The organism is Bradyrhizobium sp. AUGA SZCCT0160 (assembly GCF_018130105.1).
In the GTDB taxonomy this organism is placed as follows: domain Bacteria; phylum Pseudomonadota; class Alphaproteobacteria; order Rhizobiales; family Xanthobacteraceae; genus Bradyrhizobium.
The window spans coordinates 403,142-421,603 of record NZ_JAFCMD010000002.1; the positions used below are offsets into that span (position 1 = coordinate 403,142).

Here is an 18,462-nt window from a genome sequence, read left to right on the forward strand (position 1 = left end):
AAATGACCAAGACATTTGCCCTCGATCCCCTTCATTCGGCTTTCACTGACGCCGCCGACCGGCCGGCCGCGCAGCATCCGCAGTCGCTGCTCGACCTGCCGCCCGGCGAGGCCCGGCAGAGTCTGCTGACCGTTCACAGCATTCTCGAGGCCAAACTGCCCGCGACCGATCTCAAGATCTATGAGGCCGGCGGCGGCTCGACCAGCTTCCTGCCGCTCAGCGTGCTCCGACGCGCTCATGTCACCGTGGTCGATATCGACGAAGACCAGATCCGCAACAATGATTACGCGCAGGAGACGATCCTCGGCGACATCCAGATCCATCGCTTCGCGCCCGACAGTTTCGATCTCGTGATCTGCTACAACGTGATCGAGCATGTGCCCGACGTGGAAGCGGCGCTGCTTGGCTTCTGCCAGGCGCTAAAAGAAAACGGACTGATCCTGATCGGCGCGCCGAATCCAAGGTCGCTGTCCGGCGTCGTCACCAAATATTCGCCGCACTGGTTCCATGTCTGGTTCTACCGCCATATCCGCGGCGACAAGAACGCCGGCTTGCCCGGCTGCGCGCCGTTCCCGACTCATTTTCATCCGCTTGTCACGCTGGCGAACCTGGAAGCCTTCGCCGACCGGCACGGGCTGCAGATGATTTATTGCAAGCAGTATGAGAGCCCGCGCTATCCGGAGATGCGCCGGCGCAAGCCGCTGTTCGCAAGCCTGATCGACGCCGCCGCCAAGGTGATGAACGTCTTCCTGCCCGGCAAGACCGACGTGCGGCACGGCGACTATCACGTGATCTTGAGGAAGCGCTGAGAATGAACGCTATGTTCTCAGAGGCGCGAGTAAAAGTCAGCCACCGGCTGGCGATGCATCTGCACGCCAATTCCTTCCGGATGCGCAATGCCACGCCGATGGTCAGCTTTACCTTTGACGATCTGCCGAAAAGCGCGGCGACGACCGGCGCGGATCTGCTCGAGGCGCACGGCGCGCGCGGCACATTCTATGTGTCGGGAGGCCTGGTTGGCGTCGAAAAGCGCGAATGGCCGGCCGGCGACGCCGACGACCTGCTTTCGCTCTACCGCCGCGGCCACGAGATCGGCTGTCATACGTTCTCGCACCTGCGTGCCAGCGATCTCGACGTGGCCTCCCTCGCCAGCGAGATCATGCGCAACCGGGGTTACCTCCGCGCGCTGGACGCCTCTATCGAGACTGAGACCTTTGCCTATCCCTACGGCCTGGGATCGTTCGGCCGGAAGAACCAGCTCAAGGACCAGTTCCAGACCTGCCGCAGCATCGTACCGGGTATCAACGGCGGCGAAATCGATCTGCAGTTCCTTCGCGCCGTGCCGCTGATCGACGGCCAGATGGACCGCGCCAGGATCGAACGCATGTTCGACGAGGCCGAAACCAATAACGGATGGTTAATTTTCTACGGCCACGACGTTGCTGAACGGCCGAGCCCCTGGGGCTGCTCGCCAGCCCTGCTCAACCATGCCCTGGAGGTGGCAGCGCGCCGGAAAATTCCGGCTTTGACAATGGCGGAGGCATTGCGATGCGCCCGCGCATAAACGCTTTGTTTGCCATTTCGGTGAATAGTCCCTCAATGAGTATGGTTAATTTTCCCTGTTGCGTTTTTGGCGCGTTGAAGTCCCGCGCGCGTGGCGTAAGGCGAACAGTAACCCCTCAGCCGATGTGTGCGGCAGTTGGAATGGAAGCTGGGGTCGATGCTTATCTATGACGAGCCGATAAATCAGGCCAAACCTGACCCCCGGCCCGCCGCAACGCCGGCATTGGGTGGCTTCAGCGTGCTCGATCTGGTTCAACTGCTGTGGCGGCGGAAGATCGCGATCGCCTCGGCGGCGCTGCTCTGCGCCTGCGTCGCGGTGGCGATCGGCAAGAGCCTGACACCGAAATATACCGCAACGGCCCAGCTCTACGTCGATCCCCGCGAATTGCAGCTGGTCGATCGCGAACTCACGCCGCGCGCGCCGGACCTGTCCGGCCTTGCGATGGTGGTCGAGAGCCAGGGGCGCGTCATCACATCGAACAACGTGCTGTTGCAGGTGATCCGCGAGACCCATCTCGAGAAGGACCCTGAGTTCGGCGGCGGCAGCGGCAAGGGCCTGTTCGGATCGCTGCTCGGCCTGTTCGGGATCGAACTGCGCCCGACCGCCGAGCAGCGCAAGCTCGTCGAGATGGCGGCGCTGGAAACCCTGATCCGCCACATCAATGTGAAAAAGACCGACAAGACCTTCATCGTCGACATCGAGGTCTGGTCGATCGACCCGGTGAAGGCGGCGATGCTCTCGAATGCGATCGCCAAGGCCTATTTGACCGAGAATACCCAATCGCAGGCCGCGCGGGTCCGTCGCGCCACCAGCGATCTTTCCAGCCGGCTCACGGAATTGCAGGATCGGCTTCGCACCGCCGAGAATACGCTCGCGGTCTACAAGGCGCAGAACAATTTCGTCGGCACGCAGGACACGCTGATCAGCGACCAGCAGCTCTCCGCCAGCAACCAGCGGCTTGCCGCGGCGCGGGCGCTGACGCTCGACGCGCAGGCCAAATACGATCAGATCGCGGCCAGCCGCAAGACGTCGGCGGACGCCGGCGCCATTCCGGAGGCGCTGCAATCGCCGACCATCGCCAATCTGCGTTCGCAATATGCCGAAGCCAGGAAGCGCCAGGCCGAATTGCAGAGCGAATTGGGGCCGCGCCATCCCGCCCTGCGCCAGATGGAGAAGCAGGTCGAGGATCTGCGCCGGACCATCGGCGAGGAAACCGATCGCTTTTTGCAGGCGGCGAAGAATGACCTGACCCGCGCCCGGGATTACGAAGCTTCCCTGAATAAGGCGCTCGAGACCCAAAAGCGCCAGAGCGTCCAGATGAGCCAGGCCGCGGTCAAGCTGCGCGAACTCGAACGCGACGTCGAAGCCAGCCGCGACGTCTACCAGTCGTTCCTCAAGCGATCGCGCGAGACCGAGGAGCAGGAGACGCTGAACACCTCGAGCGCCCGCATCATCGGCGACGCCACCGTGCCGCAGCGGCGCACCTTCCCGCCGGGCATGGCCTTGTTCGCCATGATCGGCTTTATGCTGGGCGGGCTCGCCTCGGCTGCGTGGATCATCGCTGTCGACCAGCTGGCGCCCGGCGCCAACCCGGTTCGACCCAACACACCGGTCAGGACATCGGCCTCGTCCGCCGCGCAAAATCGGACGCCTGCCGCGGCCACGAGGCAACCGTCGGCCACCCCGCAGCCCGCCGTCAGCCTGATCGCGAAGCCGTCGATCACCCGGCTGCAGGAATCGGACGTTGTACGCACGCTCGGCGGAATCCTGGCGACGGGCGGCACCCCCGATGTCGTCAGCCTCGGCTGGCCGACGCTCCGGGCCGGCTTCCCGCTGATGACATTCCTCAACACCATGCGCGAAATCCGGACCGCACTGGCGACGCGCGTCGCCAAGGACACCGCGCCCGTCATGGCCGTGATCGGCGCCGGCGATGGCGAGGACCGCAGCATTGCCGCGCTCAATGTCGCGCTCTCGGCCGCCCGCGATGGCGCCAGGGTGCTGCTGATCGATGCCGATCAAAAGAACTATACGCTGTCGAACAAGGTGGCCCACCTGGCTAAGGAAGAGACCGGCCGTCTCGGCTGGCTCAATATTGCCGCCAAGGCTGCGCGCGTCGTCAGGACCGCGAACGGGATTTCGATCCTGCCGGCCCTCAAGGCCTCGGATACCAAGGCAAGCGACACCATCCGCAAGGCGATTGCGCAGGCGCGCATCGGCGGCGACTACGATCTGGTGGTCCTCGACGGGCCTGCCATGCCGTGGAGCCCGGCCGACCACGCGCTGTTCGACGCCACCGTCGGGCTGGTCGCGATCCTTCCGGTCAAGCTCGACATTAACGAGAGCATGGAAGACATCATCACCGCGCTCGGCGAGACCGAGCGCAAGCTGGTCGGTGTCGTCATCAACGAACTTACCCCCACGGCCGTCAACCGTCAGCGAGACAAACAGTATGCGTGAGCGTCGCTTGAATCCCCTCGGGAGAGCCGCTACTGCCGGCGTTCCCCGAATCACACTGGGCGGGCTGCGGCTTGCCGTGCTCGACCTTGAGCAGACCGCGGACTTCATGATCGAGATGGTGTTCCCGCAACGCCGGCTCGCTCGCCCGCTGTATCTCACCTCGGCCAATGGCGAGGTGCTGGCGCGCTGCTCCACCGAACCGATGACCGACCGGCTGTTTCGCTCCGCCGATCTGATCAATGCCGACGGCCAGCCGCTCGTGACGGTGTCGCGGTTGAAATCGTCGACGCCGCTCCCCGAGCGGGTCGCGACCACCGACCTGTTCCACGTCGTCGCCCGCAAGGCGCAGGCGGCCGGCTTGACCTTCTACATGTTCGGCGCCGATGAGGCGGAGAACGCCGCTGCCGTCGCCAATGTTCGCAAGCGCTATCCGGACCTGAAGATCATCGGACATTCGCACGGCTTCCTCCGCGGCGACGCGCTGCGGGCCAAGGTCGACGAAATCAACGAGCTGGCGCCCGATTACCTCTGGCTTGCGCTTGGCGTTCCCTATGAGCAGGCCTTTGTCGAGGAATACACCTCGCGCCTGTTCAAAGTCGGCGTGATCAAGACCTCTGGCGGACTGTTCAACTTCCTGTCGGGCAGCCGGGCCCGCGCTCCGTATTGGATGCAGGCGGTAGGGCTCGAATGGGCCTGGCGCATCTGGCTGGAGCCGCGCCGGCTGTTCTGGCGCTATTTCACCACCAATCCGCGCGCGCTCTATCTGCTGTTCAACAAGAGCCGGCCTTCGGCCACCGAACGGGCCCGGGACTGATGGGCGCCGGTCTGGCGAGCGATCGTCCGGCCATCCTGGTCACGGGCGGCGCGGGCTATATCGGCTCGCATTGCTGCCGGGCGCTTGATGCGGCCGGTTATCTCCCCGTTTGCTACGACAATTTCTCGACCGGCCACCACAGCTTCGTCGCGAGTGCGCTGGTTACCGGCGACATCGCCGACAAGGCCACGCTGGCGCGCGCCTTCGCCGAGCACGACATCGTCGCGGTCATGCATTTCGCCGCATCCAGCCTGGTCGGCGAATCCGTGGTCGACCCGCAGAAATACTACGTCAACAACCTCGCCGGCACGTTGGCGCTGCTGGATGCGATGCGCGAGGCCGGCTGCAGCCGCCTGGTATTCTCGTCGACCGGCGCGGTCTATGGCAATGCCGACAGCAAGGCGCTGCCCGAAAATTATCCGTGCGCGCCGATCAATCCCTATGGCGCCTCGAAATGGATAATCGAGCGGGTGCTTTCGGATTATCGCGGGGCCTACGGGCTCGGCTCGTTCGCGCTGCGCTATTTCAACGCCAGCGGCGCCGATCCCGCCGGCGGCATCGGCGAGCAGCGCGAGGTGGAAACCCATCTCATTCCGCGCGCGATGATGGCGCTGCAGGGCCACGTGCCGGATTTCGCGGTATTCGGCGACGATTACGCGACGCCGGACGGCACCGCGATCCGCGACTACATCCATGTCACCGACCTTGCCGCCGCCCATGTGCTGGCGCTGAAGCTCTTGCTCGAAGGGCATTCCGGCGGCGTCTTCAATCTCGGCACCGGCAAGGGATTTTCGGTGCGGGAGATACTCGCGGCGATCGCGAGCGAGACCGGGCGCGAAGTACCGCACGTCGTCAAGCCACGCCGCGCCGGCGACCCGACCTATCTGGTCGCGGACGCTTCCGCCGCGCGCGAAACATTGCACTTCCGCCCCGCTTATTCGGATCTAGCGACCATCATCCGCACCGCCTGGGCCTGGCACAAGACAGCTCACCCGCTCAAGACCGGCTGAGTTCGCACAAAAGCGGTCCACCGGCGGCAATGCCGCCCGGCTGTTGGGCTAACCGGCGAAGGTCTAGGTGGAAACTGTTGCAGGGACGGCCGTCCGACGCCTCAGACGGCTTCCCTGGTCATGACCGCGTTCGCGCCCTGCGTCGAGGTGGGACCTTGCGGCTGCAACGGCGCGTCGTTATTCGACAAACCCGCGACCTTGCGGATAAGCGATACCGGGGTTGCCGAGAACGACTCGATGCAAAGTGCGACGACGTCAGGCGGCGACTTCTCGATCATGGCGACCACCGCTTTTTCATCCAGCTGATCCGGCTCCCAGTAGGAAGTCGCCAGGCTTTGCGTGGTCAGCCGGTGTGTCGCCCGGTGGGCCGGTGACTGGCTCACAAAGTACCCATAGAGGATGTATTCGGAAAACGAGCGCGTCTTGCCAAGCGCTACCGCCCAGGGCATGCCGGTGACGGCTTCGATCGTGGCGGTCATGTCGCGCAAGGTCGATCTGTCCCAGACGAGCACATTGCCGATATAGTCGTCGGCCGGGAACGCGGTGGCGCTGCCGCCCAAAAGGCGATCGCTGTTTCGGACCCAGACATTATGCGACGGCTTATCGGCCGGAATCGCCAGACGATCGACATAGAGCGGGGTCAAGTCAGCGCCGGCATAGGCGGCGACATCGAACGGACGAAAGAACGTGTTATCGGAATCGACGATGCAATAGCGCTGATGCGGCAGGTGCAAGGCGCCCGCGATCTTGAGAAGCTGCTGGATATGCCAGCCGTGCAGCGGACCCGACCGGAACGACCACCACGTCCTGCGCCCCTTGCGCGAGACAAAAGGCGGCAACGCCCTCAGCCAGGACGGCAAGAAGCGCGAACTCGGCAGCACGGTGCGGCGGCTATTTTCGAACCGGGCAAAATACGGCAGGTCGTCGTCATTGACGATGACGTAATGCCGTTCGTATCCGCTGACGAACCGATCGAGACTCTCGCAGAGCAATTCGAAGCGATCGAGATCGCCGCGATAGGTCGGGGTCATCAATGCTATGCTTTTAGTCACGCCACTTCCCGTCATGATGTCTTGTGTGACCGGCGATCGAGATCGATCCCGATCAGGTTGATATAATAGATGATCGCTTGAGGGCTTCAAACAACGCTTCGCTGTTAAGATAAACAGTGATTGATGAAACCCGCGCTCGATCCCATGACGAAGCCATGAAACGGCAGCGGCATTCCGGCGATCAATTTCGTGCAAGTGATGCCTGTGCTCCCGTGGAACCATGGATAAGCGAAGCTATGGTTACCGAACGGTTAAGGTGGCTTGGGAACATTTGTTCAAGAGCCACAGGCATCAGCAACCTTTCCGGAATTGGCGCGTTTCAAATGCCAGTTCATTCAACGGAGACGCAACATGGCGGTCGCTTCGCAGATCAAGGAACATATGGATGTCATCTCGTCCGACAAGAAGACCGTCGGAAAGGTCGATCACCTCGAGGGACCCGACAAGATCAAGCTGACCAAGCAGAGTTCGCCGGACGGCCAGCACCATCACTTCATTCCGGTGGATTGGGTCGATCACGTCGACCAGCACGTTCACCTCAACAAATCAGGCGCGGATGTGACGTCACACTGGCAACACGGCAGGCAGTAACCCTGACCATGTATTGTGCCGGCTGCGGATGAAGTTATCATCGGCAAGATAACAGGGCCTTCCGATGCATCCGGCGGCAAAACTGCAATTTGAGCGCGTTGTCGTCGAATTTGGGCGATGGCGCGCACTCGCTGAGGATGACCGGCCGCCCGCTCCAGCCTGGTGGTGGGGACCGGCGGTCGAGGTACGGGATATCGCCCAGGCGCTGCCGGCGCGTTGGAGCGCCAGATTGGGTTTGCCCGATGGCGCGACTTACGCCGACGGCGCGGGCGTCCTGTTCCATTCCCTGGCTGGCCAGGTCATCCAGCCCTGGCCCTATGACTTTTCGCGCAAGGTGAGGTCCACGGACTCCGACGTGCGCGATTTGCATGCGCAGCCGTCAGATGACAGTGCTTTCCAGCCTTGAAGGCGAAGCCGATTGGCGCGCATCGCCGGCGTCCGGTTGCAGCGGCGGCGAGGCCAGCAGCGGCTCGGCTCGAAGCATATCCGCCATCTGCTGCGGCGGCAGCGGTTTTGAGAACAGGAAGCCTTGCATTTCATCGCAGGCATGATTGCGCAGGAACGTCTGCTGCTCGATGGTCTCGACGCCCTCGGCGATGACGGTCATCCCCAGCGCCTTGCCCATACTGATGATCGCCTGCGTGATGGCCTGGTCCTCTGAATCAACAGGCAGATCGCGCACGAAGGAACGGTCGATCTTGATGGTGTCGATCGGGAATTGCTTCATCAGCGACATCGACGAATAGCCGGTGCCGAAATCGTCGATTGCAAGCCGGATGCCGCGGTTCTGGATCGCGTCGAGCACCTTGATCGCCCGCGAAACGTTGCGCATCACCATGCTTTCGGTGACCTCGAGCTGCAGCAGCACCGGCGACATGCCGCTTGCCAGCAACGCCTCGTCGACATCATGCAACAAATTAGCGTCGGCGAACTGCCGCGGCGACAGGTTGACGGCCATCGTCACCGGCCGCAGGCCGCGGCGTTGCCAGGCCATGTTCTGCGCGCAGGCTTCCGTCAGCACCCAGCGGCCGATCGGCACGATCAGCCCGGTCTCTTCCGCCAGCGGAATGAATTGCCCCGGCGATACCAGGCCGAGATCGGGATGGTTCCAGCGCAACAAAGCCTCGACGCCGGTGATCTGACCGCTCGCCATATCGACCTTCGGCTGGTAGTGCAGCGAGAACTGGTCACGCTCCAGCGCGCGGCGCAGGGCGCTCTCCAGCGTCAGACGCTCGATCGACTGCGCCTTGATCTCCCTGGTGAAGAAGCGGAAGCTGTTCTTGCCGTCCTCCTTGGCAAGATACATCGCCATGTCGGCGTTCTTGGTCAGCGTCTGCATGTCGGCGCCGTCAGACGGATACATCGCGATGCCGATCGAGGCCGTGGTGTGGCACTCGTGGCCGCTGAGCTGCAGCGGCTGGCTCAGCACGGACAGGAGTTCGCCGGCGATGCGTTCGACTTCGTGACGTTCGGCGGCTTCCTCCAGGATCACGACGAATTCGTCGCCGCCGAGCCGCGCCACCACGTCGCTCGAACGCAATGCGTTGCGCAGCCGGCCGCCGATTTCCACCAGCAGCATGTCGCCGGCGTCATGGCCCAGCGAGTCGTTGATGACCTTGAACCGGTCGAGATCGATGAACAGGACCGCAAACGACCGCTGATAGCGCTCCGCGGCATCGATCGCCTGGCGCAGCATCCCGTTGAACATCTCGCGGTTCGGAAGGTTGGTCAGGCTGTCATGCGAGGCCAGATACTCGATCCGCTCGTCCGCTCGCATCTTTTCGTCGGCGCGGTCAAAATTCTCCAGCGCCAGCGATACATTGTCGATGAGCCGCTGCAGCAGTTCGGAGAACTCCGGCGTGAACGTATCCTTCTCGATCGCAACGAAGATCATGACGCCGGCGACCCGCCCCCGCACCAGCAGCGGGTAGGCGGCGCTCGCACGGGTCCCATCCCTGCGGGCGCGCGCATGGAACACCTGGCTACGCGGGTCGGCCAGGTAGTCGTTGATGATGCAGGGCTTGCCCGAGCGGATCGCCATGCCGGCGGACCCGCGTCCTTCCGGATGGGCCTTGTTGGCGGACACCCGCACCTCGCGCGAACTGGCAGCGGTCGGTCCGGCGGCTGCGACAATGTCCAGATAATCGCTGTCCGTTCTCGTCAGCGCAATGGAAGTAGCGGTAAACTTGCCGCCGTTTGCCGTGGCCTGGCACACCAGATCGAACAACTCAGCGCGGGTCGTCGCCCGCACGATCGCTTCATTGGTCGCGCTGAGTGCCGCGAGCATGCGCGTCAGGCGTTCTTTCTGCTCCTCGGTCCTCGCCTTTTCGTCGGCCCGCTCGAACGTCTCCAGCGAGAACGATACGTTGTCGGCGAGCCGTTGCAGGAGCTCGGTAAATTCAGGCGTGAACGCGTCCTTGTACAAGGAGACGTAGAGCATGACGCCGACCACCTGCCCTCGCACCAACAGCGGAAAACCGGCGCCCGATCTGGAGCCCTCCCGGCGGGCCTTGGCGTGGAATGCCGCGGCCCTCGGATCCGCAAGATAGTCGTTGAAGATGCAGGCCTGGCCGGTGCGGAACGTGATGCCGCAGACACCGCGCCCTTCCGGATGCGCTTCATTGATCGACAGGGTGACCTGACGCGCGCTCTGGCCGGTCGGACCGGCGCCGGCCACGATATCCATGAAATCGCTGCCCGGCCTTGCCAACGCGATGGTGGTGGAGGTGAACCTGCCGCCTGTTGCCGCCGCCTCGCAAACCAGTTGATACAGTTCGTCGCGCGATCCCGCCCGAACGATCGCTTCATTGGTCGCGCTCAGCGCCGCGAGCATGCGTGTCAGGCTCTCCTTCTGCTGCTCGGTCTTCGCCTTCTCGTCGGTGCGATCGAAACTTTCGAGCGCAAAAGACACATTGTCGGCCAGCCGCTGCAGCAGCTCGGCAAACTCCGCGGTAAACGTTTCCGTCTGCGAGGAAATGAACAGCATCACACCGACGATCCGCTCCTCGACCAGCAACGGAAACGCGGCGCCCGACCTTGCACCGTCGCTGTTGATGACCTGATCGAACGCATCGTTCCGCGGGCCTGCCAGGAAATCGTTATTGATGCAGGCCTGCCGGGAACGGAACGCCGTCCCGCAGACCCCGCGACCTCCCGGCACAGCCGCGCTGGTCGAGACCTTCAGACGGCGGGCGTTTTCCGCCGTCGGCCCGGCCGAGGCAACCATGTTGAAGGAATCGCTGTCAGGTCTGACGAGAAGGATGCTGGTCGAATTGAACCGGCCACCGTGTGCCGCGGCCGTGCATACCAATTCGAACATTTCGGTGCGCGACCTGGCCCGCATGATCGCTTCATTGGTCGCGCTGAGCGCCTCGAACATCCGCGTCAACCGTTCTTTCTGTTCGTCGGCTTTCGCCTTGGCGTTGGCGCGTTCAAAGTTTTCGAGGGCGAACGAGACGTTTTCCCCGATCCGCGCCAGCAGCGCGATGATCTCCTCATCCGCCGCCCATGCCTTGCCGACAAAGAACATCACGACGCCGACGCTCTGTCCGGCCTTGATCAGAGGCACGGCGACGCAGGCGACGACGCCGGCCTCGCGTCCGGCCTGCTGCCACGGGCCACCCTGCGAGATGTCGTGGTTGACGCAAAGCCGCTGCGTCCGGTACGCCTGACCGGCAACGCCCTTACCGTAGTCATTGTCGGCATCGATCGAGAAGCGCGTCCGGGTCAGCAGATCCAGGCTCTCGCCGCTGCCGGCCGCAGGCTTCAGCCAGATCGAATGCGGCTCGGACAGCAGGACCACCGTCGCGACCGACTTTCCGCTGTAAACGGCGGCATCGCAAACGCGCTGGTAGAGCTCCTGTTCGGTCTTGGCGCGAAGGATCGCTTCATTGGTCGCGCTGATGGCGCCGAACATCCGGTTCAGACGCCGCATCGTCCGCTCGCCATCCTTGCGCGCCGCTTCATGATCGAAATTGTCGAGGGCGAATGAAAGGTTCGCCGACATGCGTTCGAGCAATGCGACGACGGGGGCATCGATCGACCCGGCTTCGCGCCGCGTGACGAGGAAGACGCCGATGCTGCGGCCGTTGCGGGTCAGCGGCAACCCGACGGCCGCGCCGACCTGCCCGGCAGCGGCACCCTGGCGCCAGGCCAGCGAATGCGCGTCGTTGAGATAATCGTTGCTGACGCAGAGCTTCTGATCGCGAAAGGCCTGCCCGCAAACCCCGGAGCCCTCAGGCGTATCCGCCACGATCGAAATGTCGATGCCGCGCAGCCTTGCGGTGTCCTCGCCGAAACCGGCCGCAAACCGCAGCAGATTGGTATGAGGGTCCAGCAAAAAGACGGCCGTCGCCAGGAAGTCCCCGCTGGAGAAAGCGGCTTCACAGACCTTTTCGTACAGTTCTTCCGGCGATTTTGCGTACAGGATCGCTTCGTTGGTCGCATTCAACGCTGCAAATGTACGCGCGATACTGGTCTTCACGGCTCTCGAGCTCCCAGCAGACAATACGGGCCTGCTGCCCCACGGAAATTTATGCGCGAAAGACGCCTAAATGGTCGTTATTGGCGGCCGGAAGTTGCGATTCAGAGTAAATGACCGCCCAACATCGCAAGCCCGTTCTCCGAAGAACTACGGTTCCGTTCACGATTTGTCAGCCATGAGAGCGACGGCGCGTCCGCGAGTAACGCCCTCTGCGACGGTAGCCAATTTTCGTCAGATGAAATCCGAACCGCGCGAGCCCGCCTCACGGGCATGCCGGTACGGACATTCTGCCCTTGCTCTCATGCCACTGCTTTGAGACCATGCTTCGACAACAACAAGCAAGACCCGCTGCTCGCGGGCATTCGATGAGGAAACCCATGCCGATCGTCCAGGCCGACCGTCTCACACGCATCGGCGCGGCACTGCTCAGGGCTGTCGGCGCATCGGACGAGGAAGCCAAAGCGGTCGCTATCGGCTGCGTCAACGCGAACCTCGCCGGCCACGATTCCCACGGTATCATCGCAATCCCGACCTATATCGACCGCGTCAAGGCCGGCCACATCGTGCCCGGAGCGAAGTGGACCATCGTGCAGGAATCGCCGACCACGACCGTGATCGACGGCCACTGGGGTTTTGGGTTTCACGTTAATGCCAAGGCGATGGCGCTGACGATCGAGAAGGCGAAGACCGCGAACGTCGCCGCCTGCACGGTGTTTCGCCAAAGCCATGTCGGTCGGCTCGCCGCCTATCCATTGATGGCGATGCAGGAGGGCATGATCGGCATTGCGACCGCCGACTCCGGCCGCTCGCCGAAGATCGTGGCGCCGTTCGGCGGCCGCGAGGCACGGCTCGGCACCAACCCGATCTCGATTGCCGTTCCCTCCGACCTCGACGCGCCGTTTTATCTTGACATGGCAACCTCCGCCGTCGCCGCTGGCAAGATTGCGCTGGCCGTGTCGCGCAACGAGGAAATCCCGAAGGGTTGGATCGTCGATGCCGAGGGACGGCACACCACCGACCCCAGGGAGTACAGGAAGGGCGGCGCCCTGCTGCCGCTCGGCGGCAGCGAGGGTTACAAGGGCAGCGGCCTTGCCGCGATGGTCGAGGTGTTGTGCGGGCTGCTCACCGGACTTGGCTTCGGCGTCGAGCCGACCGGCCGCCACAATGACGGATGCTTCATGGCGGTGTTCAACGTCGCGGCGTTTCGCCCGCTGAAGGATTTCAAGAAGGAAGTCGCCGAATTCGCGCGCTATCTGAAAGAGACGCCAACGTCCGAAGGTTCCACCGGCGTGTTCTATCCGGGTGAGGTCGAGTATATCCGCGAGCAGCAGCGCAAGGTTTCCGGCATCGAAATCGAGGACGCGACCTGGGACAAATTGCGCGCGCTGGCCGGCGAGTACAAGCTCGCGGCCGAACTCGATCTGACATGAAGCCACGCTTGGCCGATACAGGGAGAACGATATGACACGGCAAATGGCGATGGTCGGCTTCCTGCAGGCGCAGAACTGCACCAATTTGCCGAGTTCGTGGCGGCACCCGGAATCGCGCGACGATTCGATGTCGACCGATTACTATCAGGAGATCGCCCGGATTCTGGAAGCCGGCAAATTCCACATGGCGTTCTTCGACGATCGCCTGGCGATGCCGGACCGCTACGGCAACGACCACGCCCACACGGTCGAATACGGCATCCGCTGCGTGAAGATGGATCCGATCGTGGTGCTGACCACGATGGGCATGGTCACCGAGAAACTCGGATTGGCCTCGACCTGCTCGACCACCTATTTCGAGCCGTTCGACGTCGCGCGCCGCTTCGCCACGCTCGATTTGATGACAGGCGGACGCGCGGGGTGGAACGTCGTCACCTCGCTCAATGACGGCGAAGCCCACAACATGGGCAAGGATGCCCATCTCGAGCATGACTACCGCTACGACCGCGCCGACGAATTTATGGAAGTCGTGCTCGGCCATTGGGACACCTGGGAAGACGGCTCGCTGATCATGGACAAGAACAGCGGCCGCTTCGCCGATCCGGCCAAGGTCAGGCGGCTCGACCACAAGGGTCAATTCTTCAAGTCGCGCGGTCCATTCACCGTGCCGCGCTCGGCGCAGGGCCATCCCGTCATCATCCAGGCCGGCGCGTCCGGCCGCGGTCAGCGCTTTGCGGGACGATGGGGCGAGGTGATTTTCACCGCCGCGCGCAACGTCGCCGCCGCCAAGGAGGGCTATGCCGCGGTCCGCAACGAAGCGGCGAAGGCCGGCCGCGATCCCGACCAGATGTTCCTCTGCAACCTCACCACACCCGTCTGCGGCGCGACCAGGAGCGAGGCCGAGGACAAGATGGCTGTCATCAACAAGCTGCCGCTGCAGATTGACGCGCTGTCGCTGCTCGCGGAAGCCTTGAATTACGACTTCGCCTCCAAGCCGCTCGACGAGCCCCTGACAACAGAAGAGCTCAAGAGCATGCAGGGCATCCTGGGCATTCGCGACGGCGTGCTCAAGAATTCAGGCAAGGCCAATCCCAGCGCGCGCGACTTCGTCACCTTCTCCGGCCGCGGCCAGGTGCAGGACGCGATCGTCGGCGGCCCGAAGGAGATCGCGGACAAGTTGGAGGAGATGTTCGTCGAGCGCGGCTGTGACGGCTTTGTCATCGCCGCCACCATCGTGCCCGGCTCCTACGCCGACTTCGTCAAGCATGTGGTGCCGGAACTGCAGCGCCGCGGCCTGTTTCACAAGGATTATGCCGGCAAGACGTTGCGCGAGAATCTCGGCCTGCCGCGCACCAAAGCCGGCGCCTGGAAAACCAGGCCTCAGGCCGCAGCCGAATAAAACAAAGGACACTTCATGCGTTGGCTCAAATTCACCGCCGCCGGCAACACATCCTGGGGCCTCGTCGAGGGCGACAAGGTCATATCAGTTAGCGGCGACCCGTTCGGCGAATGGCAGCGCGGCGCGCAAACCCATGCACTCAGCGAAGTGAAGATCGAATTGCCGCTGATCCCGCGCACGTTCTATTGCGTCGGGCTGAACTATCTGAAGCATTTGAAGGAAGCCGCCGACAAGGCCGGCACGGTTCCGAACGTGCCTGATCGTCCCGAGATCGGCTACCGCGCGCAGAACGCCCTGATCGCCCATGATGAAGACGTGGTGATTCCGGCAACCGCGACCGAGAAAATCCACTACGAAGGAGAACTGGTCGTCGTCATCGGCAAGAAGGCAAAACACCTGACCGAAGCCGACGCGATATCCTGCGTGTTCGGCTACACCATCGGCAACGACGTCAGCGAACGCACCTGGCAGAAGGCCGATCGCTCGCTGTGGCGATCCAAGAACGCCGACACCTTCAAGCCGATGGGGCCCTGGATCGAAACCGATGTCGACCTCGACCGGATGGAAACTGCGATCCGGGTCAATGGCAAGGAGACCGGCCGCTTCCGCACCAACGAGATGATCTTCGGCATCGTGCCGTTCATCGTCGAGCTGACGAAATATTTCACGCTGTGGCCGGGCGACGTGATCTGGATGGGCACCGACGGCGCCTCGCCGGATCTGAAGGCCGGCGACGTGGTCGAGATCGACATCACCGGCATCGGCACCCTGCGCAACAGGTTCGTGGCGGATAAACGTTAGCGCGCCTACTCGATCTTGATCCCGGCGTCCTGAATCACCTTGCGCCAGCGCGTTTCCTCGACGCTGAAATAGCGGTCGAGTGCCTCGGGCGGCTCCGCCACCATGACAAGCCCTTCGTTGACGCCGAGCTTCTTGAATGCCTCCGACTGGACGGCCTTGGCGGCCGATTTGTTCAGGAGGCCGATGATGTCAGGCGGAGTTTTGGCGGGCGCGTACACGCCATACCAGGCCTCGGCCGCGTAGCCGGGAACGCCGGCTTCCGACACCGTCGGCAATTCCGGGAAGGCCGGCGAGCGCTCGGCCGACGTCACCGCGATTGCGCGCAACTGGCCGGCCGCGACCAGCGAGGCGGCGCTGGCGACCGTGGTGAAGATCACCTGGATCTGTCCGCCGAGCAGGTCGGTGATCGCGGGCGCCGCGCCCTTGTACGGCACGGCGGTCAGGTTGACCTTGGCCATGTGCTTGAACAATTCGCCGGCCAGATGCGCCGAGGTGCCGGTGCCATAGGTGCCGTACGACAGTTTATTGGGCTCGGCCTTGGCCACCGCAATCAGGTCGGCAATCGATTTGATCCGCGACGCCGGATTGACCACGACGAGGTTGAAGGAACGCGCGATCAACGCCACCGCCGCAAAATCCTTATGCGCATCGTAAGGCAGCTTCGCGTTCAGGCTTGGATTGACCGCATTGGCGAAGGTTCCCATCAACAGCGTGTAACCGTCTGGCGCGCTGGCCGCGACCGACTGCGTACCGACGATGGTGCCCGCGCCCGGCTTGTTCTCGATGATGATGGAGGCGCCGAGATCTTTTGCCATCTCCTGCGCCAGCGTCCGCGCGATCACGTCAGTGCCGCCGCCCGGTGCAAACGGCACGACGATCCTGATGGTCCGGTCGGGATAGGCTGCGAAGGCCTTCGCGCTCGACGGGACGGAAACCGCGACCAGCGCGAGCAACGCAACAAGGCTTTTCGTGTGGCGCCGAATTCTCATGTTCGCATCCACCAAAGTTCGCGGTCGATCAGGGCCGCATACCCATAAACCTGGCGGCGCCCCACATCGATATTGAAGCCGAAGACCGGTAGCGCCTAAACCGCGGTCGCCTTGGCGAACTCGACATAGATTTCGCGCAGCCGATCGGTCATCGGGCCGGGCTTGCCGGTCGCGACTTTCTTGCCGTCGATCGATACCACCGCCTGCACGAACACGGAGGCGCTGGTGATGAAAGCTTCCTTCGCGGCCAGCGCTTCTTCCACCGTAAAGGCGCGCTCCTCGATCCGGAGCTGGCGTTCTTCGGCCAGCTTGACCACCGCCTTGCGGGTGCAGCCCGGCAAGATCTCGCTGCCGTTCTGCCGCGTCACCAGCACATCGTCCTGCGTCAGGATGAACGCTGAAGACGAGCCGCCCTCGGTGACCTTGCCGTCCTCGATCATCCAGGCTTCGCCGGCGCCGGCCGCGGCCGCCGCCTGCTTTGCCAGCACCTGCGCCAGCAGCGCCACGCTCTTGATGTCGCGGCGGGTCCAGCGCAGATCGGGCACGGTGATGACGGCAATGCCGGTCTTGGCCGACGGTGCGTTGATGATGTCTTTCACGGAGGTAAACATGACCAGCGTCGGCTTGACGCCCTTTGGAAACGCAAAATCGCGACCGGTGTCGGCGCCACGCGTCACTTCCAGATAGACCATGCCGCTGACGAGATTATTGCGCGTCACCAGTTCCTTCTGGATCTCCTGAATCCGTTCAATGGTCTCCGGCAGCGCCAATTCGATCTCGCCGACCGAACGCTCCAGCCGCGCCAGATGCGAGGCATTGTCGATCAGCTTGCCGTCGAGCACGGCCGCGACCTCATAGATGCCATCGGCGAACAGGAATCCGCGGTCGAGAATCGACACCTTGGCGTCGGCCATGGGCACGAATGAACCGTTGACGTAGGCGATCTGTTCCAAGCGAAGTCTCCTGAGAGCGCGAAGAGGGGTTGAGGACTCATATACGCAAATTGTTAATGCGGATAAACCCTCACAGCGTCATTCCGAGGCGCGCCCTTTGGCGCGAGCCCGGAATCCATACTCCCGACCGTGGTTATGGATTTCGGGCTCGCGCTTCGCGCGCCCCGGAATGACGGTCAGGCTTAATGCGACAGAATCTTCGACAAAAATTTCTGCGCGCGGTCGCTGCGCGGCTTGCCGAAGAAGTCGTCCTTCAGCGCATCCTCGACGATCTCGCCCTGGTCCATGAAGATCACGCGATGCGCCACCTTGCGGGCAAAGCCCATTTCGTGGGTCACGACCATCATGGTCATGCCCTCGCGGGCGAGGTCGACCATCACGTCGAGCACTTCGCTGATCATTTCGGGGTCGAGCGCCGAGGTCGGCTCGTCGAACAGCATGGCGATCGGGTCCATCGCCAGCGCGCGTGCAATCGCCACGCGCTGCTGCTGTCCGCCGGACAATTCGGCCGGGTATTTGTTGGCATGAACCTTCAATCCGACGCGGTCGAGCAGCTTGGCGGCCTTGGCCATCGCCTCGTCGTGGGACCGGCCCAGTACCTTCTCCTGCGCCAGGCACAGATTCTCGATGATCTTCAGGTGCGGGAACAGTTCAAAATGCTGGAACACCATGCCGACGCGGGCGCGCAGCTTGGGCAGGTCGGTCTTCGGATCATTGACCTTGATGCCGTCGAGGATGATGTCGCCCTCCTGGATCGGCTCCAGCGCGTTGACGCATTTGATCAGCGTCGACTTGCCCGAGCCCGACGGGCCGCACACCACGACCACTTCGCCCTTGGCGACCTTGGTCGTGCAGTCCTTCAGCGCCTGGAAGGTCGACCCGTACCATTTACTGACGTGATTGATTTCGATCATGC

General features: G+C 63.1%; 15 protein-coding genes. 10 read left to right on the forward strand and 5 right to left on the reverse strand.

Annotated features, from left to right (window positions below; all coding sequences use genetic code 11):
- The first annotated feature begins 2 nt into the window (after positions 1-2).
- From JQ558_RS05545 to galE, 5 genes are all read left to right on the forward strand, one after another.
- Positions 3-809, forward strand: coding sequence for a bifunctional 2-polyprenyl-6-hydroxyphenol methylase/3-demethylubiquinol 3-O-methyltransferase UbiG (locus JQ558_RS05545; protein ID WP_212292924.1), 807 nt, complete (start codon positions 3-5; stop codon positions 807-809).
- 2 nt (positions 810-811) lie between these two features.
- A complete protein-coding gene (locus JQ558_RS05550) occupies positions 812-1,564 on the forward strand; it encodes a polysaccharide deacetylase family protein (RefSeq protein ID WP_249142332.1) in 753 nt (250 codons plus the stop codon).
- Between the two features lie 156 nt (positions 1,565-1,720).
- The gene (locus JQ558_RS05555) at positions 1,721-4,024 is read left to right on the forward strand and encodes an exopolysaccharide transport family protein (protein ID WP_212275716.1); all 2,304 of its coding nucleotides are present in this window, start codon (positions 1,721-1,723) and stop codon (positions 4,022-4,024) included.
- Positions 4,017-4,838 (forward strand): WecB/TagA/CpsF family glycosyltransferase, encoded by an 822-nt coding sequence (locus JQ558_RS05560; RefSeq protein WP_212209563.1) that lies wholly within the window; start codon positions 4,017-4,019, stop codon positions 4,836-4,838. Before JQ558_RS05555 ends, JQ558_RS05560 begins: the two co-directional genes overlap by 8 nt.
- Positions 4,838-5,848, forward strand: coding sequence for a UDP-glucose 4-epimerase GalE (gene galE / locus JQ558_RS05565; RefSeq protein ID WP_212292923.1), 1,011 nt, complete (start codon positions 4,838-4,840; stop codon positions 5,846-5,848). The genes JQ558_RS05560 and galE overlap by 1 nt, the downstream gene beginning before the upstream one ends.
- 101 nt (positions 5,849-5,949) lie before the next feature.
- Here the strand turns inward: galE and JQ558_RS05570 are convergent, their stop codons facing one another.
- Complete coding sequence (locus JQ558_RS05570) at positions 5,950-6,900, reverse strand: DUF6492 family protein (RefSeq protein WP_212292922.1); 951 nt, start codon at positions 6,898-6,900, stop codon at positions 5,950-5,952.
- A 351-nt stretch (positions 6,901-7,251) separates the two neighbouring features.
- On the opposite strand from JQ558_RS05570, the gene JQ558_RS05575 reads away from it, so the two are divergent.
- Positions 7,252-7,491, forward strand: coding sequence for a DUF2171 domain-containing protein (locus JQ558_RS05575; protein WP_212209560.1), 240 nt, complete (start codon positions 7,252-7,254; stop codon positions 7,489-7,491).
- Positions 7,492-7,555: 64 nt separating this feature from the next.
- Positions 7,556-7,897, forward strand: a complete 342-nt coding sequence (locus tag JQ558_RS05580; RefSeq protein ID WP_212209559.1) for a hypothetical protein — start codon at positions 7,556-7,558, stop codon at positions 7,895-7,897.
- Here JQ558_RS05580 and JQ558_RS05585 read toward each other — a convergent pair.
- Positions 7,871-11,974 (reverse strand): GAF domain-containing protein, encoded by a 4,104-nt coding sequence (locus JQ558_RS05585; protein ID WP_212292921.1) that lies wholly within the window; start codon positions 11,972-11,974, stop codon positions 7,871-7,873. The two genes, JQ558_RS05580 and JQ558_RS05585, sit on opposite strands and share 27 nt — an antisense overlap.
- Positions 11,975-12,351: 377 nt before the next feature.
- On the opposite strand from JQ558_RS05585, the gene JQ558_RS05590 reads away from it, so the two are divergent.
- The 3 genes from JQ558_RS05590 to JQ558_RS05600 are packed head-to-tail and all read left to right on the forward strand — an operon-like array spanning position 12,352 to position 15,604.
- The gene (locus JQ558_RS05590) at positions 12,352-13,404 is read left to right on the forward strand and encodes an Ldh family oxidoreductase (RefSeq protein ID WP_212275726.1); all 1,053 of its coding nucleotides are present in this window, start codon (positions 12,352-12,354) and stop codon (positions 13,402-13,404) included.
- Between the two features lie 31 nt (positions 13,405-13,435).
- Positions 13,436-14,803 (forward strand): LLM class flavin-dependent oxidoreductase, encoded by a 1,368-nt coding sequence (locus JQ558_RS05595; protein ID WP_212292920.1) that lies wholly within the window; start codon positions 13,436-13,438, stop codon positions 14,801-14,803.
- Between the two features lie 15 nt (positions 14,804-14,818).
- The gene (locus JQ558_RS05600; RefSeq protein WP_212292919.1) at positions 14,819-15,604 is read left to right on the forward strand and encodes a fumarylacetoacetate hydrolase family protein; all 786 of its coding nucleotides are present in this window, start codon (positions 14,819-14,821) and stop codon (positions 15,602-15,604) included.
- A gap of 5 nt (positions 15,605-15,609) precedes the next feature.
- Here JQ558_RS05600 and JQ558_RS05605 read toward each other — a convergent pair whose 3' ends face one another.
- From JQ558_RS05605 to JQ558_RS05615, 3 genes are all read right to left on the reverse strand, one after another.
- Positions 15,610-16,593 (reverse strand): tripartite tricarboxylate transporter substrate binding protein, encoded by a 984-nt coding sequence (locus tag JQ558_RS05605; protein WP_212292918.1) that lies wholly within the window; start codon positions 16,591-16,593, stop codon positions 15,610-15,612.
- A gap of 95 nt (positions 16,594-16,688) precedes the next feature.
- The gene (locus tag JQ558_RS05610; protein WP_212292917.1) at positions 16,689-17,546 is read right to left on the reverse strand and encodes a D-amino-acid transaminase; all 858 of its coding nucleotides are present in this window, start codon (positions 17,544-17,546) and stop codon (positions 16,689-16,691) included.
- 182 nt (positions 17,547-17,728) lie between these two features.
- Positions 17,729-18,460: an amino acid ABC transporter ATP-binding protein gene (locus JQ558_RS05615; protein ID WP_212209552.1), complete on the reverse strand. Its 732-nt coding sequence runs from the start codon at positions 18,458-18,460 to the stop codon at positions 17,729-17,731.
- Between the last annotated feature and the right edge of the window lie 2 nt (positions 18,461-18,462).

Coding starts and splice junctions, on each gene's coding strand:
- JQ558_RS05615 (WP_212209552.1), bottom strand. CDS start 18,460: ATGATCGAAATCAATCACGTCAGTAAATGGTACGGGTCGACCTTCCAG.
- JQ558_RS05550 (WP_249142332.1), top strand. CDS start 812: ATGAACGCTATGTTCTCAGAGGCGCGAGTAAAAGTCAGCCACCGGCTG.
- JQ558_RS05595 (WP_212292920.1), top strand. CDS start 13,436: ATGACACGGCAAATGGCGATGGTCGGCTTCCTGCAGGCGCAGAACTGC.
- JQ558_RS05580 (WP_212209559.1), top strand. CDS start 7,556: ATGCATCCGGCGGCAAAACTGCAATTTGAGCGCGTTGTCGTCGAATTT.
- JQ558_RS05560 (WP_212209563.1), top strand. CDS start 4,017: ATGCGTGAGCGTCGCTTGAATCCCCTCGGGAGAGCCGCTACTGCCGGC.
- JQ558_RS05600 (WP_212292919.1), top strand. CDS start 14,819: ATGCGTTGGCTCAAATTCACCGCCGCCGGCAACACATCCTGGGGCCTC.
- JQ558_RS05605 (WP_212292918.1), bottom strand. CDS start 16,593: ATGAGAATTCGGCGCCACACGAAAAGCCTTGTTGCGTTGCTCGCGCTG.
- JQ558_RS05545 (WP_212292924.1), top strand. CDS start 3: ATGACCAAGACATTTGCCCTCGATCCCCTTCATTCGGCTTTCACTGAC.
- JQ558_RS05555 (WP_212275716.1), top strand. CDS start 1,721: ATGCTTATCTATGACGAGCCGATAAATCAGGCCAAACCTGACCCCCGG.
- JQ558_RS05575 (WP_212209560.1), top strand. CDS start 7,252: ATGGCGGTCGCTTCGCAGATCAAGGAACATATGGATGTCATCTCGTCC.
- galE (WP_212292923.1), top strand. CDS start 4,838: ATGGGCGCCGGTCTGGCGAGCGATCGTCCGGCCATCCTGGTCACGGGC.
- JQ558_RS05590 (WP_212275726.1), top strand. CDS start 12,352: ATGCCGATCGTCCAGGCCGACCGTCTCACACGCATCGGCGCGGCACTG.